This is a genomic window from Microbacterium saperdae, assembly GCF_006716345.1.
Lineage (GTDB): Bacteria > Actinomycetota > Actinomycetes > Actinomycetales > Microbacteriaceae > Microbacterium > Microbacterium saperdae.
On the sequence record NZ_VFOX01000001.1, the window covers coordinates 1,158,588 to 1,174,021 of the forward strand.

General features: G+C 65.7%; 17 protein-coding genes and 1 pseudogene. 4 read left to right on the top strand and 14 right to left on the bottom strand.

Annotated elements, in window-relative coordinates:
- Positions 1 to 37: 37 nt before the first annotated feature.
- The 14 genes and pseudogenes from FB560_RS05500 to nrdI form a co-directional block, all read right to left on the bottom strand.
- The gene (locus FB560_RS05500) at positions 38 to 502 is read right to left on the bottom strand and encodes a hypothetical protein (RefSeq protein ID WP_141871436.1); all 465 of its coding nucleotides are present in this window, start codon (positions 500 to 502) and stop codon (positions 38 to 40) included.
- Positions 489 to 1,544, bottom strand: a complete 1,056-nt coding sequence (locus FB560_RS05505; protein WP_170198057.1) for a ParB/RepB/Spo0J family partition protein — start codon at positions 1,542 to 1,544, stop codon at positions 489 to 491. Before FB560_RS05505 ends, FB560_RS05500 begins: the two co-directional genes overlap by 14 nt.
- 17 nt (positions 1,545 to 1,561) lie before the next feature.
- Positions 1,562 to 2,512 carry a hypothetical protein gene (locus FB560_RS05510; RefSeq protein ID WP_141871438.1) on the bottom strand — a complete coding sequence of 317 codons (951 nt, stop codon included), beginning with the start codon at positions 2,510 to 2,512 and terminating at the stop codon, positions 1,562 to 1,564.
- Positions 2,513 to 2,672: 160 nt separating this feature from the next.
- Positions 2,673 to 3,110, bottom strand: a complete 438-nt coding sequence (locus tag FB560_RS05515) for a hypothetical protein (protein ID WP_141871439.1) — start codon at positions 3,108 to 3,110, stop codon at positions 2,673 to 2,675.
- Entirely contained in the window at positions 3,103 to 3,930 is an 828-nt protein-coding gene (locus tag FB560_RS05520) for a DUF2637 domain-containing protein (RefSeq protein ID WP_229673404.1), read from the bottom strand. Before FB560_RS05520 ends, FB560_RS05515 begins: the two co-directional genes overlap by 8 nt.
- A gap of 2 nt (positions 3,931 to 3,932) precedes the next feature.
- On the bottom strand, positions 3,933 to 4,085 hold the full coding sequence (locus FB560_RS20880; RefSeq protein ID WP_229673402.1) for a hypothetical protein: 153 nt from the start codon (positions 4,083 to 4,085) through the stop codon (positions 3,933 to 3,935).
- A 224-nt stretch (positions 4,086 to 4,309) separates the two neighbouring features.
- Positions 4,310 to 4,927 (bottom strand): annotated as a pseudogene (locus FB560_RS21150) (bifunctional DNA primase/polymerase); the annotation flags it as partial.
- A gap of 141 nt (positions 4,928 to 5,068) precedes the next feature.
- A complete protein-coding gene (locus FB560_RS05530) occupies positions 5,069 to 6,427 on the bottom strand; it encodes a hypothetical protein (RefSeq protein WP_141871441.1) in 1,359 nt (452 codons plus the stop codon).
- 180 nt (positions 6,428 to 6,607) lie between these two features.
- Positions 6,608 to 7,105: a hypothetical protein gene (locus tag FB560_RS05535; RefSeq protein WP_141871442.1), complete on the bottom strand. Its 498-nt coding sequence runs from the start codon at positions 7,103 to 7,105 to the stop codon at positions 6,608 to 6,610.
- Positions 7,106 to 7,205: 100 nt separating this feature from the next.
- Complete coding sequence (locus FB560_RS05540) at positions 7,206 to 7,976, bottom strand: helix-turn-helix domain-containing protein (protein ID WP_170198059.1); 771 nt, start codon at positions 7,974 to 7,976, stop codon at positions 7,206 to 7,208.
- Positions 7,977 to 8,055: 79 nt separating this feature from the next.
- On the bottom strand, positions 8,056 to 8,631 hold the full coding sequence (locus FB560_RS05545) for an NADPH-dependent FMN reductase (RefSeq protein ID WP_141871444.1): 576 nt from the start codon (positions 8,629 to 8,631) through the stop codon (positions 8,056 to 8,058).
- Between the two features lie 47 nt (positions 8,632 to 8,678).
- Positions 8,679 to 9,704, bottom strand: coding sequence for a class 1b ribonucleoside-diphosphate reductase subunit beta (nrdF, locus tag FB560_RS05550; RefSeq protein ID WP_141871445.1), 1,026 nt, complete (start codon positions 9,702 to 9,704; stop codon positions 8,679 to 8,681).
- A 32-nt stretch (positions 9,705 to 9,736) separates the two neighbouring features.
- Positions 9,737 to 11,893, bottom strand: a complete 2,157-nt coding sequence (gene nrdE, locus FB560_RS05555) for a class 1b ribonucleoside-diphosphate reductase subunit alpha (RefSeq protein ID WP_141871446.1) — start codon at positions 11,891 to 11,893, stop codon at positions 9,737 to 9,739.
- Complete coding sequence (nrdI, locus tag FB560_RS05560) at positions 11,890 to 12,393, bottom strand: class Ib ribonucleoside-diphosphate reductase assembly flavoprotein NrdI (protein WP_141871447.1); 504 nt, start codon at positions 12,391 to 12,393, stop codon at positions 11,890 to 11,892. Before nrdI ends, nrdE begins: the two co-directional genes overlap by 4 nt.
- Before the next feature lie 169 nt (positions 12,394 to 12,562).
- Here nrdI and FB560_RS05565 point away from each other — a divergent pair, with 169 nt between their 5' ends.
- The 4 genes from FB560_RS05565 to FB560_RS05580 are packed head-to-tail and all read left to right on the top strand — an operon-like array spanning position 12,563 to position 15,430.
- On the top strand, positions 12,563 to 12,832 hold the full coding sequence (locus FB560_RS05565) for a hypothetical protein (RefSeq protein WP_141871448.1): 270 nt from the start codon (positions 12,563 to 12,565) through the stop codon (positions 12,830 to 12,832).
- Positions 12,833 to 12,876: 44 nt separating this feature from the next.
- Positions 12,877 to 13,818 carry a metal ABC transporter substrate-binding protein gene (locus tag FB560_RS05570; protein ID WP_141871449.1) on the top strand — a complete coding sequence of 314 codons (942 nt, stop codon included), beginning with the start codon at positions 12,877 to 12,879 and terminating at the stop codon, positions 13,816 to 13,818.
- The gene (locus FB560_RS05575) at positions 13,818 to 14,555 is read left to right on the top strand and encodes a metal ABC transporter ATP-binding protein (protein ID WP_141871450.1); all 738 of its coding nucleotides are present in this window, start codon (positions 13,818 to 13,820) and stop codon (positions 14,553 to 14,555) included. Before FB560_RS05570 ends, FB560_RS05575 begins: the two co-directional genes overlap by 1 nt.
- Complete coding sequence (locus FB560_RS05580; protein ID WP_141871451.1) at positions 14,555 to 15,430, top strand: metal ABC transporter permease; 876 nt, start codon at positions 14,555 to 14,557, stop codon at positions 15,428 to 15,430. The genes FB560_RS05575 and FB560_RS05580 overlap by 1 nt, the downstream gene beginning before the upstream one ends.
- Positions 15,431 to 15,434 lie beyond the last annotated feature (4 nt).

Consider the following 15,434-nt stretch of genomic DNA (forward strand, 5'->3'; position numbering starts at 1 on the left):
GGCACTCGATAGGTGCGCCGCCCGCCCGTCCTCCTCGTCAGCGGGTGAGGCCCGTGCTCTGGTTGGTGTGTCCGCTTGCTGGGAGTTCGGGGTCGAGAGCCGCTTCCCGTTCCGCGAGGACTTCAGCGAGCCCCGCAGATCGTGTCGGTGCGGAGTCTGGTTGCCAGGCGATCCGCCCGTTCTCGCTGTGGGCTTTCATCACGAGCTGAACCACCTGCTCCGTGGAGGCCGCGGCGATCATCAACCAGCCACCAGCCTTGACCGTGTGATCGTGCCCCGCAACCCGGTCACCGTCGTCGGTAGCGGCGAACGAGGCGCGCCGGTCGTGCCAGGCCGCGAGCTGCTGCAGCCCCTGCTTGATCCGCGACAACGTCAGATGCAACGACCCGAGAACCTCATACGTGTCCTCTGGGGACTCGATCTGCCGGGTCGCATACGCCAACCCCCGTGCGGCCTCCGCCAACTCATCCGCATCCCGAGAAGGGTCCTCAAACGTCGGCATCGGTGGTGTCTTCCCGTGCGGTGCGTGCCTGGTCGAGGAATGTTGCGGCTTCAGTGATGTAGGTCTGGACGAGTTCCCACTGCTCGGCGTCGGCGTATCTTCCGAAGTCTTCGGGGTTGTAGCGGTCCCACCAGCCGTGCTCCCGGCGCAGCAGATCGACGAGCTTGCGGATCTGGTGTTTCTCCCGCAGCAGCGGGTCCACGTCTTTCCACCCGATCAGGGCCGGGTCGGTCGCGGCCTTCTGGATTTCGGTGACGCGAGCCAACGCGAGCCCGGATTCCTTCAAAGCTTCGGCCGGTGAATCGATGTCATGAAGGGTTCGCAGTTCTGTGGCGGCAGCGGTGCGTGCCTGCTCCGGAGTGTCGGGGTGTTCGGCAAACCGGGTGAGGCGGGAGAGGTTCTGTCTCGTCTTGACTGCTTGGAAGCGGCCGTTGACCTTCCGGTCCTCGTTGATCTCCAGCAACGCTTCGGCGGCGTGCTGGCGCACATAGGGGTCTTCGCTGTCGTCCGCGGCGATGTGTTTGAGCTGGTTGATCTGCTCCAGCATCGTCCGCGAATCCCTCCCCGTCACCGCGCGTGCCGCCTGCACCCGCGCCTTCCTATCGTTGAGATTGGCGAGGTCGAGCGGTGGTGCCGAATCGGCACCACCGCTCCTGTCCTGCTTCTTCCCGCCGTCGCCGAACAACGATCCCGCCTTCACCCGTGCCGCGTCCTCCGCGTAGAGGGCTTTCAGTTCTTCGTAGAGTTCTGCTTGTTCCAAGGGTTTCAACGCTTTCTGGAGGGTCTGCTCGTCACGGACCGCGAGAACGTAGGAGAGCTTGTCGGACACGCCCGGGACGACCCAGATCGGCGTCACCCGCATCCCGAGACGCTGCATCGCCGCGACCCGGCGGTTCCCGGTGATGATCACGTACCCCTCGGTCACCGCGGGCGGGTTCAACACCCCAGTGCGACGGATCGACTCACACAGCTCATCCAGATCCTCATCCGGGTCACGCCGAAACTGCGACCCGCTCTTCAACTGATCCAGCGCATGCTCCAACACCAAATGCCCCCGACTCACGACACACGTCCGTTGTCTTCTTGCCGGTCAGGTATGGAGGCCATCCGGCGGGAGGTGTTCACGAGGGTCTCGTCGCGGAGGAGGTCGGCGACGTCGTCACCGAGCAGGACCCGGGCGAACAGCCCGTAGTCCCCGGCCTTGCGCCTGCCGGTCTTCGTGCCGACGACCAGGCGGACGAGGCTTGCCCATTCGTCGGGGGTGTAGCCGAGGCGGATCGCGATATGCAGCTCACGAGAAACGATCTCCAGCGCCGAAGTGCCCGAGGAGAGGCCGGTGATGCGGTGGGCGATGTAGTCCACGGCCTGCTCAACGGGACGTGCGGGCCAGTCGGTGAGGACCAGGAATACGCACGTTGCGCGGATCACCCGATCCACCGACCGATCCTCCCCGCCGTGACCGTCGGTGTGGAGGGAGTGGGCGTGGGGGTGGACGTCGTAGAAGAACTCCTCGTAATGCCCGGCCCGCATCGGCTCCTCCGCCGGCCTCTTCGACGGACGCCGCGCCTTGTCCTGCGACGTCATGTTCCGGTCCGCGTGGACTTCGGCGGCGATGCCGAGCGCAACCGCACGCGTGACTACCGCCCAGGGATCATCCGCCCGCAGCGTGGTCGGTTGCCGCATCGCGAGGAATGCCTCGTAGGCGGCATCAGCGGGATCGCGCCGCCAGGCTTTCGCGATCGGCGCATACTTGCCGGTGGCGTAGACCATGAGCTCCGCGGCTATCGGGCTGGTGGCCCAGGCGTTGTGCTCGTTCAGCTCGGTGAGCAGCTCGCGCAGCCCCTCACTCGTGCGGAAATCCGGCAGCGGCAATTCCGCCGATGTGGGTGTGGATGTGTGGTGGTTCAAAGCGACTCCTGAAAGAGAGATGAGATCCGTCAACAGATAGGTGCGACACCCATCCCGGCGAACCCCGAAGAAGGGGTCGCTGATCACCGCCATCGCAGGCACGGGGGCCGTGCTTGGGCATGGGGAGCCCAGCAGACTGGCCGCGTTCGTGCGGGTCTGTGTGGTGCCGCCGGGTGCGACTGTGAGCAGCCGGGCGGCGAGAACGCTGGTTAGGTGGTGTGGGTGTCGTGCGGCACTCGGGTGGTGCCGGGACAGGCAGCGGTCACCGGCTCACCCCCGTCCTCCCGACCCCACGCCCCAGGGCGCTCGTCGGACTGCTCACATCTGGATCCAGAGACTCCTGCCTGCGGGCCAGTCGCTCCTGCAACTGGGCACGGCCTTCACGCACCCCGTCGAGGACTGCGTCCCGCAGGCGCGTGTTCAGTTCGGCACCGCGGTCCAGGACGACACCTCCGGCGCGGGCGGCGAGATCCGTGGGCCGCACCCATTGCACGCCCGGACGCTTCAAGGCCGGATCCGTGTTGTCGCGGGTGAGGGTGGGGTCGCCGTGAGTGGCGAACTCCGACACCCGCGCCCCCTCAGCCACCTCACCCGACGACGGCGTCGCTGGCGTATCGGTCCGCGCGTCCGCCTCATGGTCGTGATCCGCGAGGCGCTGTGGGTCGACGTGCTGGGGGGCGGGGGTGGTGGGGTCAGTCATGGGGGTCTCCGTCCTGTTGACGGTCAGGTGCGTTCACCCATCGGCCAACAGTGGTCGGGTGCACGCCGAGCTGCGCGGCGATCTGCCGCTTCGACACCCCCTCCGCATCAAGCGCAATCGCCCGAACCCGGGCATCTTCCTTGCGCCCGCTTCCTCCGCGGGCCGCCACCGGACGCCCCGCGGTGATCGTCTCTGGCCGCGCCGCGACCGTCGCTTCCGGCGGCTCGAGTCCCGCGTCCTGTTCGGACTGGGGTGGGGTGTCGACCGCCGTGGCTGTGCTCGCCTGGTCGCTCGTCAACGGCTGAATGCTTGGCTCGCGAACGGTTGGGGTGGGTGTGGTGTTGCGGGTGAGTTCGACGGTGAGATGCGTCATCGCCAGCAGCACCAGTGGTGGCACCGACGCGACCAGAGCGGCGATGAGGGCGGGGACGCGGGTGTCGGCGGCCACGACCGCGTGGGTGATGTTCGCCGCCACCGACACTCCGGCACCCGCGCCCAACAGCAGCCACGCGAACCGCCTCGCGGTGCGGGCAGAATCCCGCAGCGCGACGACGCTGATCGTGGCTTCCAAGATCACACCGTCCACGATCAACGGCCACATCCACGCCTGCCCCTCCGGAATCCCGGAAAGGACCGCGAGATCACGGAGCGTCGTGAACGACAACCAGAACGCACCCAACGCGAGCAGGATCGTTCCGGTGACCGCGAGCACGACCACGAACCGCGACACCCCACCGGATGATGGGCCGTCGGCTGCTTGTTTGCCCGGGCTCAGGTCTGGATCGCGCGGGGCGCGAGCCGTCACTGCCGGGCGGGTCATGGCTACCTCCCGAGCCCCGACAACGAGCGCACGCCCTGCGCGACGACGGGGTCATCCGGTACATCGGCGGCCCTCGTGGTGCGGTGGGCGGAGCGCATCGTCGCGGTGATCTCCCGCGGCTCCAGCCCGGCAGCGGTCGCAGCAGGTTCGAGCACCCCGAAGGTGTCGGGTTCGGACAGGCCGGCCTCAGCAAGCCGGCTCGCGCCCAGAAAAGTCCCGCGTTCCGATTCCCCTCCGGCAACGCGGCGACCCAGGCTGCAAGCTGCTCCACCGGCCGCTCCCGCAGCGCCGCCGAACCGGCCGGGCGGAGTATCCGCTCAGGCTGGGGTGTCAGAAGTTCGCGGATCGCATCCGCATCGGGAGGCCGCGGGTTGCGACCTCGGGCAATGGTCTCGTAGCGGCGGTCCCCACGAGTGGTGGTGATGGTGGAGGGCGGGGCGATGATGAAGCCGCCGGTGCCGCGGAAGTCCACATGCGCCCGGCCCCCAGACCACGACCCCCGCGCCACATCTGGATCTGCCGGGTAGTACAAATGCAGGCCACCCGATGGGGAGCGCACGGCCTGCCCCCACCCTCTGATCAGCCCCTCCTGCTGCAGGGTGCGGAGGACCGGGTATCCGGTGCCGGTGGCGTGCACATCCACATCCAGCACCTCGACCATGACCCCGGTGGGGATCCCGATATTCGCTTCTGGATACCTTCCCCACCAGGCGTCGATCTGCGTGGGGTCGGTGGTGGCGTCGTGGAACCCATGCGCGGTGAGCGGGCGCTTCTGACCGGGTGCGCAGGGGAACACGGGGATGCCCGCGGCGGCGTAGACGGCGGCAGCCTTCCCAAGCTCCTTGGGGAGGCTGGTGGGCATCGGCCAGGCAGTGGGGTCGGTGATGGTCATGTGCACCTCCTTCAGGACACGGCACGGGCCGGGGCTCGTGCGCGGTATCCACAGGGAAGGTGCGTCAACAAACCGTGCTGGCCGCAGATTCTCCGCTCTGAGCATCCCTTCTGAACCTCAACCCCTACCCGAGGTCGCGTGGTTGCCGCGAGCATTTTTGGGCGGGATGCGCCGTTTCGTCAAGAACATGCGCCAAATCGTCAAACACACCCACCCTCAGCACCGCCATTCCGAGACGCCCCTCTGCTACAGGCTGCGGCCAAAACCCCGACCCGGGGAAGGTGGCTCGGGGTCGTCCGGGTCCGTGTCCAGGTGCTGTTCTCGCTCGGCGAGCAGCTCGCTCAGCAGCGCTCCGCGCTCCAGGCTCGTCAGCGCCTGCTCAGGAGGGTGAATGTCCGAGGGTGTGGCAGCCGTCCGCCCGGTACCGAGGACCGCAGCGTTGATCCGGTCGAGGATTGTCGCGGGGTCGTACTGTTCGGTGTCCTGTTCGAGGATGCGGGCGATCTCGTTGACCACCGCACTGTCGTGCTCGGCCGGTGGGAACGCCGCTGACGCCGTCACCCCATCCCCGACCGGGACCTGGCCGACGATGAGCCGGAACTGGCCTTCTCCGTCGTACCCGGTCGCGTCATACACGCCCGGCGGCATCCACTCGTGTGCGTCTGACGCCTGCCCCGCATACAACTCAGCCCCAGCCGGGTCGTCAGGGTCAACCACGCGAATGTCGGGATCGGCAGCGAACAGCATCGCTGACAGTTCCTCCCTCTGCGCCCGGTCCAGCAAGGGTGTGCCTTCCCCGGCTTTCTCCCGTTCCACGAGTACACGGAGGGTTTGCAGGGCGATCAGATCCGAAGGCACCCACTCACGGTGAAACCGCTCCGGAAGGAACATCGTCCGCGGCCCACCCTTGGCCACGAGCCCCTGCAGGGCGTGTTCGCGGCGCAGCGCGGTCGCGGTGAACTCGGACCGCCACTGGGCGTGGTCGGATCGGAACCTCATGTCCTCGTACTCGCCCTCGAACGACGGGGCGACCGTGACGAGATAATCCTCCTTCACCGGCTCCACCGGCAACCGCTCCCGCTCCAACAGATCCACCAGACCGTCACGGACCCGCTCAGCCCGCTCCAACCGATCCAAAGTCTCCGGGAGACGCGAGGCCTGCACCGCGAGGGAGAGACACTCGTCCCGCCACCGCTCATGCGCGTCCTCAAAGCTCTCCGGATCGGGCGTGCCGTCCGGGAGGCGGAAGTCACCGGTGCCCGGTTCGGGTGGGAACATCTCCGCCACGATCTCCGGAATCCCCGACTCCTCGAACGCCTCCCACCCGGGTGACGGCACCGCTACCGGCGGGGTGGGAGCGGCGTCAGCTGCGGGTGTCCAGGAGCGGATGTGCGGGACGTCGTCGCCGAAGTCTTCACCGAATACCCGGTCGCCGTCTGTGCGGAGCTGGTCGGGAGGACCGGCAAGCTCCTCGATCAGCACCTCATCGACCATGTGCTGCGCCTCGGCTTGGGTGCGGGCGAGGACATCGAAAGCGACCACCACCCGATGCGGGCGCGGCGGCTCAGACGAATACCCCAAAGGCGGGATCGTGATGTCGGACATGATGAAAGACTCCATTCACACTCGGATAGACAGGACACGCCACTGCACCCGATCGCTCAGGTGTCACAGGTGGTTCTGTTCCAGAGGTACGCACAGAACCGCGTCAAGGGCGAGGCATCCCGGCAATGACGCGTCGAAACATCAGAAACACGCGCCGAAACGTCAAACTCCGCCACCGGGTCAGCGTGCGAGGTGACGCCCTGACGATTGGCCAGCGACGGAGCTCGGCGTCGAGTCAGGGGTGAGAGCATCCTCGCGTTCCTGCAGCGCATGCTGCAGATAGCGGTTGATGACGGTGTGGTTCGTTCCGTCCGCACCGCCCGTCAGAGGTACGTGGTGGAACGAGTACGCCGGGTACGGCGTCGCCTCCCGCAGCGCCTCCAACCACGCATCCACGTCCTCGGGCAGTACCCAATCCTGCGGCGGCGGATTCGACTGTAGGAACTCCGTCGCCCCGGCATATGCCTCAGAGTCTTCGAGCATCTCGTGGATCGTGACCGCCACCGCCCGCGCCAACGCGACCGGGTTCCGGTCGGCGATCACGGTCGGCTCGACCTCCGGGTCATCGGTCCAGACGATGATGCCGAGAGACAGGGCACTCGGCGGGCTTATCTTGCGCCGAGGATCCGCAGCGTTCGTGGGCGTCGATGCTGATGCTTCGCCCGGGTTGATGCTCATGGTGGTGGTTCCTTCCCTCGCAGGTTCGCGCGCACGATGGCGTGGTCGGCGTACCTGTGAGGTAGGACACAGTTGGCGGCCACTGGCATCGAGCAGTCGTCTATGGTCGAGAGATTTGCCGATACTGCTGCGGGGACAGACCGTGTACCTGACGGAAGGCGCGTGAGGCGTGGCTGGGGTCGGTCCATCCGACGCGACGTGCGATGGTTTCGACAGTGTCGCTGCTTGAGCGTAGAAGATCGGCCATGCGTCGTGAACGTTCGTTGCGAAGGAACGCTGCTGGGCTTGTGCCGACGTGGCGGGCGAAGAGTCGGGCGAGTTGCGATCGAGAGATCGCGGCCTCGTCGGCGAGAACATCCATGGTCCACGCGCGGCCAAGATCGTTCAAGAGCAACGCGATTGCGTGGCGCACCGAGGGGTGTTCGGGCGAGTGCTCGGGGACGGGTCGCGTGAGGATATCGAGCAGGTCCACTGCCAGACTCAAGCGGCGAAGTGTCGGCAAATGGTGCCGTTCACCGTCGATCAACCGTTGCAGGGAAGCATTCACATGCGGGAACACTGTGGAAGGCACATCGAGCACGGTCGGGTCCGACCGGTGACTATCTGAAAGCACAAGAGGAGCAGGAGCGCTGGACTGAGAGGTCCAGCGCTCCTGCTCCTCAAGGAATGCCGTGTCGAAGTATGCGGTGGTGGTGATGACTAGACCGGCGGGTTCTCCCGCATACCAGCGGCCTGGAGGGAGCAGCACGACCTGCCCTGCAGCAAGATCGACTTCACCGGTCTCGTGCCTGAGCGTCGTGGTGCCCGAGTTCACGATCATCACCTTGGTCGCGTCGACAGCAACCCGACCCGTCGAGGCGGAGTGGAGCACGCGCTTTACCGTCAGTGGAAAGGGAATAACACGCGCGCCCAGAGCCTGCGCTCGTGCTTCCGGGGATGCAGGCATCGCATCAACGCACCGAGTTCTGACCTTCGATGAGTCGAGCGAAGCGGAGGATGTAGTCCCGGAGGAACTGCACGGTCGATTCCTGCGAGATGTTCCCATCCTCACCGAAAAGGGTGGGTGATTGGGAAAGGAAGACCTCGGGCTGTCCGGGGGTGGGCATGTCGAAGTAGGAGAGTGCGAGCCGGAGGTTCTTCTGCGAGCTGTACCCGCCCATGCGGCCAACGGAGTGGCTGATGATCCCTGCGGGCAGGTTCTTCCAGGCGACATCGCTGTTGGGTTTGGAGCCGATGTCGATGGCGTTTTTCAGGCAGGCGGGGATGGTGCGGTTGTTCTCTGGTGTGACGAACAACACGCCGTCGGAGGCTTTGATGATCTCGCGGAACTGGGTGTATTCCGGCGGGGTGGGTTTGTCAGTGACTTCGGGATCGTCGTAGTCGAAGTCGTAGAGAGGAAGGTCGCGGATCTCAACGATGCGTGCGTCGTAGTCTTCGGGAAAGTATCCGATGGCATTGTGGGCGATCTTGCGTGCGTAGGAGCCGCGGCGCAGACTGCCGACAAGGACGGAGACGTTCTTACTCAAGGGGTGATTCTCTTTCTCTGGGGTGGATGTGTGGGAGTGACGGCCGGTTAGAAGTCCCAGTCGTCGTCGCTGGTGTCGACGGCTTTGCCGATGATGTAGGAGGACCCGGATCCGGAGAAGAAGTCGTGGTTCTCGTCCGCTCCGGGTGCGAGGGCGGCGAGGATTTCGGGGTTGACTTCGGCCTCTTCTGGGGTGAAGCGGGCGGGGTAGCCGAGGTTCATGAGGGCTTTGTTCGCGTTGTAGCGGACGAAGACGGCGACGTCGTCCATGAGGCCGAGCGGTTCGTAGAGCTCACCGGAGTAGGCCAGTTCGAGCTCGTAGAGCTCGTCGAGGAGCGCATAGGTGAACTCGCGCATGTGTTCCTGCTCGGCGAGGGTGTGGGTTTCGAGGCCGCGCTGGTACTTGTAGCCGGAGTAGTAACCGTGCACGGCCTTGTCGCGCAGGATGAGCCGGATCATGTCCGCGGTGTTCGTGAGGGTCGCGTGGACGGAGAAGTGCAGCGGCAGGTAGAAGCCCGCATACAGCAGCAGGGACGAGAGCAGCGTGGAGGAGACCTTCCGCTTGAGCGGGTCATCCCCGTAGTAGTGCGCGAGCACCTTCTTGCAGCGCTCTTGGAGGAGGTCGTTGGCGACGGCCCACCGGTAGGCGTCGTCGATCTCGGGTGTCGAGGTGAGGGTGGAGAACACGCTGGAGTAGGAGCGGGCGTGTACGGACTGCATGAACGCGATGTTGGTGTAGACGGCCTCTTCGTGCTCGGTGCGGGCGTCCTGGATCTGGCAGATCTCTCCGACGGTGGCTTGTACGGTGTCGAGCATGGTGAGCCCGGTGAACACGCGCATGGTCAGCGTGCGCTCTTCCTGGGTGAGTTTCTGCCAGGCGGGGAGGTCGTTGGAGAGGGGCACCTTCTCGGGGAGCCAGAAGTTCGCGGTGAGGCGGTTCCATACCTCGAGGTCTTTGTCGTCTCCGACGCGGTTCCAGTTGATGGGACGCAGTCGGGCTGCTGGGTCGTGCCGATAGCCCGGTGGGGTGACGGAGATCTCGGTGATCGGGCGCGTGGTGTCGGTGAGGGTCATGGGTGTTCCTTCGGGAAGATCGGATGATGTGCTCAGAGGGCGCAGGAGACGCAGCCTTCGATCTCGGTGCCTTCGAGTGCGGGCTGGCGGAGGCGGATGTAATAGAGGGTCTTGATCCCGGCACGCCAGGCGTGGATCTGTGCCTTGTTGATGTCGCGGGTGGTCGCGGTGTCGCGGAAGAACAGCGTCAGCGAGAGACCCTGGTCGACGTGGCGGGTGGCGGCGGCGTAGGTGTCGATGATCTTCTCGTAGCCGATCTCGTACGCGTCCTCGAAGAACTCGAGGTTGTCGTCGGTCATGTGCGGTGCCGGGTAATAGACGCGGCCGAGCTTGCCTTCTTTGCGGATCTCGATCTTCGCCGCGATCGGGTGGATCGACGCGGTCGCGTTGTTCACGTACGAGATCGATCCGGTGGGCGGGATGGCCTGCAGGTAGGCGTTGTAGATGCCGTGCTGCCGCACCGATTCCCGCAGCTGCGCCCAGTCGTCGCGGGTAGGGATCGCGACGCCTGCCTCTGCGAAGAGGGTGCGGACACGTTCGGTGGTGGGCTGCCAGTCGCGCTCGGTGTACTTGTCGAAGTAGGTGCCGTCGGCGTAGGCGGAGGTCTCGAACCCGGCGAAGGCCGTGCCGCGTTCGATGGCGATCCGGTTGGAGGCGCGCAGGGCATGGTAGGTGACGGTGAGGAAGTAGATGTCGGTGAAGTCGATGCCTTCCTCACTGCCGTAGCGGATGCGCTGTGAGGCGAGGAACCCGTGGAGGTTCATCTGCCCGAGCCCGATCGCGTGCGAGGCGTCGTTCCCGGCCGCGATCGAGGGGACCGCGTCGATGTCGGTCTGGTCGGACACGCTCGTGAGTGCCCGCACCGCGGTTTCGATGGTCGCGCCGAAGTTGGGTGAGGCGAAGGCGTGGGCGATGTTGAGGGAGCCGAGGTTGCAGGAGATGTCCCGGCCGACTTGCTCGTATCCGATCGCGGCGTCGTAGCGGGAGGGGGTGTTTACTTGGAGGATTTCGCTGCAGAGGTTGGACATGTTGATCCATCCCTGTAGCGGGTTCGCGCGGTTGACGGTGTCCTCGAACAGCACGTAGGGGTATCCGGATTCGAACTGCAGCTCGGCGAGGGTCTTGAAGAACTCCCGTGCGCTGATCGTGGTCTTCCGCACCCGCGGGTTCGCGACCAGCTCGTCGTAGTGGTCGTTCACCGACAGATCCGACAGCGGCTTCCCGTACTCGCGCTCGACGTCGTAAGGGCTGAACAGGTGCATGTCCCGGTTCTCCTTCGCGAGCTGGAAGGTGACGTCCGGGATCACGACGCCGAGCGAGAGCGTCTTGATGCGGATCTTCTCGTCCGCGTTCTCCCGCTTCGTATCCAAGAACCGCAGAATATCCGGGTGGTGCGCGTGCAGATACACCGCTCCCGCTCCTTGCCGGGCACCGAGCTGGTTGGCGTAGCTGAAGCTGTCTTCGAGGATCTTCATCACCGGGACGACGCCGGAGGCCTGGTTCTCGATCTGCTTGATCGGTGCTCCGGTTTCGCGCAGGTTCGTCAGCAACAACGCCACCCCGCCCCCGCGCTTGGAGAGCTGCAGGGCGGAGTTCACGCTGCGTCCGATGGATTCGAGGTTGTCCTCCAGGCGGAGCAGGAAGCAGGAGACGAGCTCGCCGCGCTGCGCTTTGCCCGCGTTCAGGAACGTCGGTGTCGCAGGCTGGAACCGGCCGGAGAGCATCTCGTCCACAAGCCGGGTCGCGAGGGCTTCGTCGCCCTGTCCGAGGAAGAGCGCGGTGGCGACGACGCGTTCCTCGAAGCCTTCCAGGTAGGTGGTGCCGTCGAACGTTTTCAGGGCGTAGGAGGTGAAGAACTTGAACGCGCCGAGGAAGGTCTGAAAGCGGTGCCCGGCCCCGCGAGCCCGCTCATGCAGGCCGGTGAGGAACTCCGGGACGTACGCGTCGAGGAACGCTTGCTCGTAGTAGTCGTTCGCGACCAGCCAGTCCAGGCGCGCGGCCACGCTCGGGAAGGTTCTCGTGTTCGGGAGGACGTGCTGGCGCAGGTACTCGTCGGCGGCTTCCTTGTCCTTGTGGAACTGGATCGACCCGCCCGGGGCGAACAGGTTCAGTTGCGCGTTGAGGGCGTGGTAGTCCTTCCGCGCACCGATCCCGGCGCGTGCGGGAGCCTCTGGGGAGATGATGGTCATGCGGTCTTCCTCTCAATGGATGTCAGATTGTCGGAGGCCTGCTCCCAGAAGCGGGTCAGGCCGTTGTTCACCTGTTCGATGTCGCGCTGCGTGCCGAGCAGCTCGAAGCGGTACAGCTCCGGAACCTGGCATTTGGCAGAGACGACAGGGCCGGCGAGGCAGTAGTGCTCGCCGAAGTTCGTGTTCCCCGCCGTGATCACCCCCCGGATCAGTGCCCGGTTCGCGGGGTCGTTGAGGAACGAGATCACCTGCTTCGGCACCGCTCCGGCACGTTCCCCGCCGCCGTACGTGGGGACAACGAGCACAAAGGGCTGCGCGACCCGGATCAGCCCCTCCACTCGTGGCCGCAGCGGGATACGGACTGCGGTCCGGTCGAGCCGGTCGACGAAGCGGCGGGTGTTCTCCGACACGCTCGAGAAGAACACGAGATCAGGCGACTCGGCGGCGGCGAGCTCGCGCACTGAGAGCGCGGCGCGCCGGGGCTCGTGGGGGGCTGGCATGGCGTTCCTCCTCGCTCTCTGGCTGTGACGCGCCACGCCACGAACCACTACATGTTGTGCCTCACCGATGTTTGGAGCGGCGTATCTAGTAATAACATCGATGTAGTTTACTTGTCTACGCCACGCCCATGTTTGGAACTACGGCATGCCGAACACTATGCTGTGTGGCATGGGACGAACGCACGTGGACGAGCGCAATGAGGGTGCGTGGCTGGAGGCCATCACCTTGTTTCAATCCGTGCGAGACGCCGACCACGACGCTGCGGCTCGCCTGTTGCGAACGTCTTCCGACCCCGAAGCGGTGATGCTGAACCTCCTGCGCATGCTCGGCGTGTACCTGCGCGGAGAAGCACCCGACAAGCTCGACCACTTCATCGCCGCATCCCATCGCGCTGGCCCGCCCCCAAATCCTCGCCCTCCGCTTCCACCGCCCACGTGAACTTCCACCCGCACCCCGTCACCCGCTCAGCTAAGGAACCATCCATGCCACGAAACTCCCGCTTCTTCTCCCGCCGTGCCCTGCCGCTGCTAGCAGCGTCCGCGCTCGCGCTCTCACTGGCCGCATGCGCAACATCCGGCGAGAACGATGCAGGAGCAGACGATGAGCGTCCCGTGGTGCTGACGACGTTCACCGTCCTCGCGGACATCGCCGAGAACGTCGCCGGCGACAACCTGAGGGTGGAGTCGATCACGAAGGTCGGGGCGGAAATCCACGGCTACGAGCCCACCCCGGGAGATATTCGCAGAGCGTCGGAGGCCGATCTGATCCTCGACAACGGAATGAACCTGGAGGCGTGGTTCGGACAGTTCGTCGACGGGCTGGATGTGCCTCACGTCGTCGTCAGCGAGGGGGTCGAGACGATCGACATCACCGAGGACGCCTACGCGGGCATGCCGAACCCGCACGCGTGGATGAGCCCGCTGAACGTGCAGATCTACGTCGACAACATGGTCGACGCGTTCAGCGACCTCGACCCCGACAACGCGAGCGCGTACGAGGCCAACGGTGAGGCGTACAAGGCCGAGTTGCAGACGGTGCAGGACGAGCTGGTCGACGAGCTGTCGGTTCTCCCGGACAACCAGCGTGCGCTGGTCACCTGCGAGGGCGCGTTCTCCTACCTCGCACGGGACGCCGGGCTCACCGAGAAGTACATCTGGGCGGTCAACGCCGAGCAGCAGGCCACCCCCCAGCAGATCACCTCCGCGATCGAGTTCGTGCGCGACAACGACGTGCCAGCGGTGTTCTGCGAGTCCACCGTGTCTGCCGCCCCGATGCAGCAGGTCGTCGAAGCCACCGACGCGATCTTCGGCGGCACCCTCTACGTCGACTCCCTCTCCGAAGCGGACGGCCCGGTCTCGACCTACCTCGAGCTGATCCGCCACGACGCGACCACCATCATCGACGCACTGACGGCACGCAACTGATGAAGACAGCGATCTCGGTGCACGACGTCACCGTTCACTACGGCGAGGTCCTGGCCCTGGACCACGCCACCCTCGACATCCAGGCCGGCCGGGTATGCGGACTCGTGGGCATGAACGGATCCGGAAAGTCCACCCTGTTCAAGACCATCATGGGTCTGCTGCGCCCTGACTCCGGCACCGTCCTCGTCAACGGCCAGAACCCGACCAAGGCACGCAAGTCCGGGATCGTCGGCTACGTGCCACAGAGCGAGGACGTCGACTGGGCATTCCCGGTGACCGTACGCGATGTCATCATGACCGGCCGCTACGGGCACATGGGATTCACCCGCCACGCGAAAAGATCCGATCACGAAGCCGTCGACCACGCCCTGGAACGAGTGGAGCTCACCGAGTACGCGAACCGGCAGATCGGACAGCTCTCCGGCGGCCAAAAGAAACGCGCCTTCGTCGCCCGGGGCATCGCCCAAGGGGCGACGATCCTGCTGTTGGATGAGCCGTTCGCCGGGGTCGACAAACGCTCCGAGGCCACGATCACCCGGCTGCTGCGCGAGCTTGCCGACGACGGGGCCACCATCCTCGTCTCCACCCACGACCTCCACGCCCTGCCAGGCCTCGCTGACGAGGCCGTGCTCCTCATGCGCCGCGTGCTCATGCACGGCGACCCGAACGAGGTACTCCAGCCCGACAACCTCGCCCTGGCCTTCGGCCTCGACGTCCTGAACCGAGGCGACAACTGATGAACCTGATCGACTTCTTCCTCGAACCCCTCAGCTACGACTTCATGGTCCGCGCCCTCGCGACCACCCTGATCGCCTCGATCGTGTGCGCGGTGCTCTCCTGCTGGCTCGTCCTGATCGGCTGGTCACTCATGGGCGACGCCGTCTCCCACGCCGTCCTCCCCGGCGTCGTCCTCGCCTACATCGTCGGCGCACCCTTCGCCCTCGGAGCGGTGATCTTCGGATTCCTCGCCGTCGCCCTCATCGGCGCAGTCCGAGACACCAGCCGGGTCAAAGAGGACGCCGCGATCGGCATCGTGTTCACCACCCTGTTCGCTCTGGGGCTCGTGCTGATCTCCGTCACCCCGTCGCAGACCGACCTGAACCACATCATCTTCGGCAACCTGCTCGGCGTCTCCTGGGCCGACCTCACCCAGGTCATCATCCTCGGCGCGATCACCTTCACGATCCTCGTCACCAAACGCCGCGACTTCACCCTCTACGCCTTCGACCCCACCCACGCCCACGCCATCGGCCTCAACCCGAAGATCCTCGGCGCAGCGCTCCTCGGCCTCCTCGCCCTCACCGCCGTCGTCGCCCTCCAAGCCGTCGGCGTCATCCTGGTCGTGGCGATGCTCATCATCCCGGGAGCAACCGCATACCTGCTCACCGACCGCTTCGGACGCATGCTCGTCATCGCCCCCGCGATCTCCGCAGCCTGCGCCGTCATCGGCCTGTACTTGAGCTACTACCTCGACACCGCCTCCGGCGGCATGGTCGTCCTCGCCCAGGGAGCCGTGTTCGCGCTCGTCTACCTCTTCAGCCCCCGGCACGGTCTCATCGGAACGCGGGTCATGAGCACACGTCGCAGACGCGCACTCGCTTCCGCTCAGTAGGGGC

Excerpts from the sequence above, each read along its gene's own strand:
- FB560_RS05520 (WP_229673404.1), bottom strand. The coding sequence starts at position 3,930 with ATGACCCGCCCGGCAGTGACGGCTCGCGCCCCGCGCGATCCAGACCTG.
- FB560_RS05575 (WP_141871450.1), top strand. The coding sequence starts at position 13,818 with ATGAAGACAGCGATCTCGGTGCACGACGTCACCGTTCACTACGGCGAG.
- FB560_RS05565 (WP_141871448.1), top strand. The coding sequence starts at position 12,563 with ATGGGACGAACGCACGTGGACGAGCGCAATGAGGGTGCGTGGCTGGAG.
- FB560_RS05535 (WP_141871442.1), bottom strand. The coding sequence starts at position 7,105 with ATGAGCATCAACCCGGGCGAAGCATCAGCATCGACGCCCACGAACGCT.
- FB560_RS05530 (WP_141871441.1), bottom strand. The coding sequence starts at position 6,427 with ATGTCCGACATCACGATCCCGCCTTTGGGGTATTCGTCTGAGCCGCCG.
- FB560_RS05515 (WP_141871439.1), bottom strand. The coding sequence starts at position 3,110 with ATGACTGACCCCACCACCCCCGCCCCCCAGCACGTCGACCCACAGCGC.
- nrdI (WP_141871447.1), bottom strand. The coding sequence starts at position 12,393 with ATGCCAGCCCCCCACGAGCCCCGGCGCGCCGCGCTCTCAGTGCGCGAG.
- nrdF (WP_141871445.1), bottom strand. The coding sequence starts at position 9,704 with ATGACCCTCACCGACACCACGCGCCCGATCACCGAGATCTCCGTCACC.
- nrdE (WP_141871446.1), bottom strand. The coding sequence starts at position 11,893 with ATGACCATCATCTCCCCAGAGGCTCCCGCACGCGCCGGGATCGGTGCG.
- FB560_RS05580 (WP_141871451.1), top strand. The coding sequence starts at position 14,555 with ATGAACCTGATCGACTTCTTCCTCGAACCCCTCAGCTACGACTTCATG.
- FB560_RS05500 (WP_141871436.1), bottom strand. The coding sequence starts at position 502 with ATGCCGACGTTTGAGGACCCTTCTCGGGATGCGGATGAGTTGGCGGAG.
- FB560_RS05570 (WP_141871449.1), top strand. The coding sequence starts at position 12,877 with ATGCCACGAAACTCCCGCTTCTTCTCCCGCCGTGCCCTGCCGCTGCTA.